The sequence below is a fragment of the Kribbella sp. genome, from assembly GCF_035687465.1.
Classification (GTDB): Bacteria; Actinomycetota; Actinomycetes; order Propionibacteriales; family Kribbellaceae; genus Kribbella.
Window position 1 is genome coordinate 1 of the sequence record NZ_DASRXP010000605.1, and the last position, 4,340, is coordinate 4,340.

4 protein-coding genes and 1 pseudogene are annotated in these 4,340 nt (G+C 65.7%); 4 read left to right on the top strand and 1 reads right to left on the bottom strand.

Annotated features, from left to right (window positions below):
• The 3 genes from VFG33_RS31980 to VFG33_RS31990 form a co-directional block, all read left to right on the top strand.
• On the top strand, window positions 1-378 hold a 378-nt coding region (locus VFG33_RS31980), incomplete at its 5' end, for an SRPBCC family protein (RefSeq protein ID WP_325056720.1).
• Window positions 379-451: 73 nt separating this feature from the next.
• Window positions 452-1,198 carry a MerR family transcriptional regulator gene (locus tag VFG33_RS31985; RefSeq protein ID WP_325056721.1) on the top strand — a complete coding sequence of 249 codons (747 nt, stop codon included), beginning with the start codon at window positions 452-454 and terminating at the stop codon, window positions 1,196-1,198.
• Window positions 1,199-1,251: 53 nt separating this feature from the next.
• A complete protein-coding gene (locus VFG33_RS31990; RefSeq protein ID WP_325056722.1) occupies window positions 1,252-2,043 on the top strand; it encodes a class I SAM-dependent methyltransferase in 792 nt (263 codons plus the stop codon).
• 7 nt (window positions 2,044-2,050) lie between these two features.
• Here VFG33_RS31990 and pgfA read toward each other — a convergent pair whose 3' ends face one another.
• Entirely contained in the window at window positions 2,051-3,142 is a 1,092-nt protein-coding gene (gene pgfA / locus VFG33_RS31995) for a cell envelope lipid trafficking protein PgfA (RefSeq protein ID WP_325056723.1), read from the bottom strand.
• 110 nt (window positions 3,143-3,252) lie between these two features.
• Between pgfA and VFG33_RS32000 the strand changes: the two are divergent.
• Window positions 3,253-4,340, top strand: a pseudogene (locus VFG33_RS32000) (hypothetical protein); the annotation flags it as partial.

A 4,340-nucleotide genomic window follows, 5' to 3' on the forward strand; every position in this document is an offset into this window, starting at 1 on the left:
TGGAAGGTGCTCGCCGACCGCGACGCCTACCCCGAGTGGAATCCGTTCATCGTCTCCTCCACCGGCGAACTCACGGTCGGCGACACCATCACCAACGTGCTGAAGGACACCACCGGCAAGGAGACCACCTTCACCCCCGAACTGCTCGCGGCCGATCCCGGCAAGGAACTTCGCTGGATCGGCAAAGTCGGGTTCGGCGGCATCTTCGACGGCGAGCACGCGTTCCGGATCGAGCCGCTCGACGGCGGCCGCTCCAGGCTCATCCAGGAGGAGAAGTTCCGCGGCGTCGCCGTACCGTTCATGGCCGGCTGGCTCAACGACAAGATCAAGCCCCAGTTCAACGCCATGAACCACGCCCTCGCCGAACGCGCGGGTTAATCGGGTTGAAGTTGACGTAGCGGCAACATCTACCGTCGATTCTGGAAGTCGGCGCAACGGACGGTAGGAAGAAATGGCGTGGTCCATCACCGAGGTGGCCAAGGAGTCCGGGGTCACCTCCCGCACGCTGCGGCACTACCACGCGATCGGATTGCTGGTCCCGGCGCGAACGGCCCCCAACGGCCGCCGGTACTACGACCAGGAGCAGCTCTTGCAGCTTCAGCAGATCCTGCTGCTGCGCGATCTCGGGCTGAGCCTGGACGTGGTCGCCGAGGTGATCGCGCGCCGGAGTACGAGCAGCACGATCGAGGTGCTCGGCCGGCACAAGGAGTGGTTGCTGCGCGAGCAACTCCGCCTCGGCCGGCTGATCCGGACCGTCGACTCCACCATCGAGAACATCGAGCGTGGAGGAGAGATGGCACCAGACAAGGTCTTCGAAGGATTCGAGCACAACCCGTACGAGGCCGAGGCCCGGGAACGGTGGGGCGACGAGGCGGTGGACGCCAGCTACCAGCGGATGCGTGGGTGGTCCGAGGCGGATGCCGAGAAAGCGCGCACCGGGTACACCCAGGTGCACGAGGGTCTCGCGGCCCTGAAAGCGGAAGGTGTGGACGTGCTGGCGCCGAGCGTGCAGGAACTGATCCAGCTGCACTACGAGATCATTAGCTTGTTCTGGACCCCGAACAAGGATGCGTACAAGGGGCTCGGGCAGATGTACGTCGACGACGAACGGTTCCAGGCGACCATTGGTGGCGCCGAGCTGACCGAGTATCTGCGTGACGCGATGAACGTCTACGCCGACACCCGGCTGAGCGAGTAACAGCTGCTTCTGGGGGCTGCAGACCCCAGGAGTGCTGCGGATAGGGTGATCGCGTGGTCGAGCCGCAACGGGTTGAACTGAGTGAAGCGGAGACGTCGCGGGCGAGCCGGATCTACTGGGACTCGGCGGCGGACGAATACCTCGAGGAACATGGTGAGTTCCTCGGTGACGACCGGTTCGTCTGGTGCCCTGAGGGTGTGGACGAGGCTGATGCGCAACTGCTCGGGCCGGTCCGGGGCAAGCGCATCCTGGAAGTTGGTTGTGGCGCCGCTCAGTGCTCTCGCTGGCTCGTCGGGCAAGGCGCGGACGTGGTTGCCTTCGACATCGCGGTGGAACAGTTGCGGGTCGGCAAGGAACTCGATCGCCGCACCAGCACCGCAGTACGGACTGTCGCGGCGGATGTGACGGCGATCCCGTTCCGGAGCGAGACTTTCGACATCGCGTGTTCGGCGTTCGGCGCGTTGCCGTTCGTCGCCGATGCCGGAGTGGCATTGAGGGAGATCGCCCGCATGCTCAAGCCGAAGGGCCGGTTGGTGTTCTCGGTCACGCACCCGATCCGGTGGAGCCTGCCGGACGACCCGACCCCGGCCGGCCTGCGGATCACCCAGTCGTACTTCGACCGCACGCCGTACGTCGAAGTCGACGACCACGGCACCCCCGTCTACGCCGAACACCACCGCACCACCGGCGACTGGATCCGCGCCCTCACCGGAGCCGGCCTGGTCGTCGACGACCTCCTCGAACCCGAGTGGCCGGCCGGCCACCACCAGGTGTGGGGCGGCTGGGGCCCAGACCGCGGCGCCCTGATCCCAGGCACCGCAATCTGGACAACCCACAAACCCTGACCAGCAGTTAGCTTGCGGCGCGGCGGGCTACGCGTGGACGCAGGCTCAGGAATGCGACTAGCGCCAGGATCAGGAGGCCGAGGATGAGGGAGATCAGCGGGACCCAGAAGCCGATCAGGTGGAGTTGGGCGGCTTTGTCTTTGTAGCCGCCCTCGTCGATGCCGTCCACCTTGGCGCCCTCGACGTTCTTCTTCACCGTCTCGTCGTCGTACGCGATCGTCACCTGGGTGGCGGTGACCTTCGCCTCGTCGTTGTAGTCGAGTGACGCGAGTTGCTGCTCCTCGCCCTTGATGATCGCGCCGGTGACCGGCTCGATCCACAGGGTCCGGTGGTTCTGGTAGCTGCGCTTCACCTCGACGGAGTCCTTGCCCGACTCGCCGACCAGGCTGCCCGGCACCATCAGCGGATCCTTCAACGGAAGGTTCTGCTTCGGCACGTCCTGCTCGAAGACGTAGACCTTCAGCCCGTTCAGCGTGGTCTCGCGCTTGAACTCGATTGGGAACGCCTTGCGGGTGGTGGTGTCCCAGAACTGATAGGTCAACTTCTCGGTGCCGAACGGGAACTTCAGCACCAGACCCTCATGACCCTTGAAGAACTCGCTCTCCGGATCCGGCTTGAGCCGGTCCTCCTTGGCCAGCGTCGTGGTGATGTACTCACCACTGTTGTCGCCGGAGTCCTCGGGATCCCACCGCACCGACTCGCCGGTGTGCGCGTCCAGGACGACCCGCTCCTGCACGAAGCTCAGCGGTGCCGCCTTGGTCTTGTCCTGGACCGAGTCGTCAGGGAACTCGTAGTTCGCGTCGTCGTCGGTGACCACCGCGGTGTCGAACACGACGACATCACGCTTCAGTGCCTTGCTGATGTTCTTCGAGGCGACCACATCGCCGCGAACGGTACGGCGCGATGTCAGCGCGACTTCCTTCTCCTTCAGCTCCGCGGCGCTGAAGATGGTCGCGTCCGGACCTGTCGACACGGTGTGCGCGACCTGGTCGGACGGCGCCACCGCCAGCGTCGGATACGCGTAGAACTTGGCCAGTGCCGCAATGCCGACGAAGAAGATCCCCAGTGCGATCACCAGGGCACGACTGCGATTCCCCACAACAACCCCTCCCGGTCTGTCCGCGGGACGCTACCAGCGAGTAGCCACCTTGAACAGAGAGTGGCGCGACAAAATCCGGGAGTGGCCGAACTGTCATATAGTCCGGCTCCATGAGGGGGATCTGGGGCATGGTCGCGCGGCATCGCCGGGCGCCGGACACGACCGTACTGCGGGCCGTCGTGCTGGCCGTCGCGGTCGTCCAGGCACTGGTGCTCGGCCTGCTGGCCCGACGTGGTTCGTGGCTGAGCGACGACCTGGACTTCATGGTGCAGGGCAGCCGCGGCTTCAGCCCGGGCGAACTGCTGACGCCGGTGAACGACCACATCGCACCGGGGCTGCGTTTCGTCTACGCGATCTTCGCCCAGCTCGCACCACTGAACTGGGACTTCACGATCGCCTGGCGGGTGCTGATGCAGGCCCTCGCGATCGCACTCATGGGTCTGTTGCTGCTGAGGCTGCTCGGGTCCAGCTGGTGGGTCGTCATCGGCACGGTGTTCTACGCCCTGAGTCCGCTGAGCATGCCGTCGTTCATGTCGTTGTCGAGCGGCGTGAACAACCTCTCGGCCCACGTCTTCGGTCTTTTGTTGCTGCACGCAACCCTTGACTGGTACGCCGGTCACCGGCGCCGAGCGATTGCCTATGGCCCCCTTTCGCTGCTGATCACCCTGGCCTGCTGGGAGAAATCCGGCCTGATCCTGCTCACGGCAATCGCTCTAGCGCTCTACGTCCGCGAACTCCCGCTCCGCCGCTGGCTCCGCCAGACCTGGCCCTTCGCACTCGCCCTGGCCGTCCCGGTGGTTGCCTTCGGCATCCTCTATCTGACCCAGGGCAATCCGTCCGCGGGCGCGTTGCCAGGGTTCACCAAGCTGCTCGAGCTCGGCGGTCGCGCGTTCGCAGTACCGCTGGGCGGTCTGGTCGGCGGGCCGTGGGACTGGAGCGCGGACACGGCTCCCTTCGGCCTCGCGGCGGCTCCCTGGGTGGCGGTCGCGCTGGGCGGAATCGTCGCTGCCCTCTTGCTCCTGACCGCCTGGCGGGAGGACCGGCGGGCCTTGCTGTTGTGGGGCTCGATCGCGGTCTACACCCTGGTGACCTTGTTCCTCGTGTCCTACGGGCGCTTCGAGATCTTCGGCGGGACGTTCACCGTGCACTACCACTACTGGTCGGACCTCTCGATTCCGCTCACCCTGGCCGCGGTCCT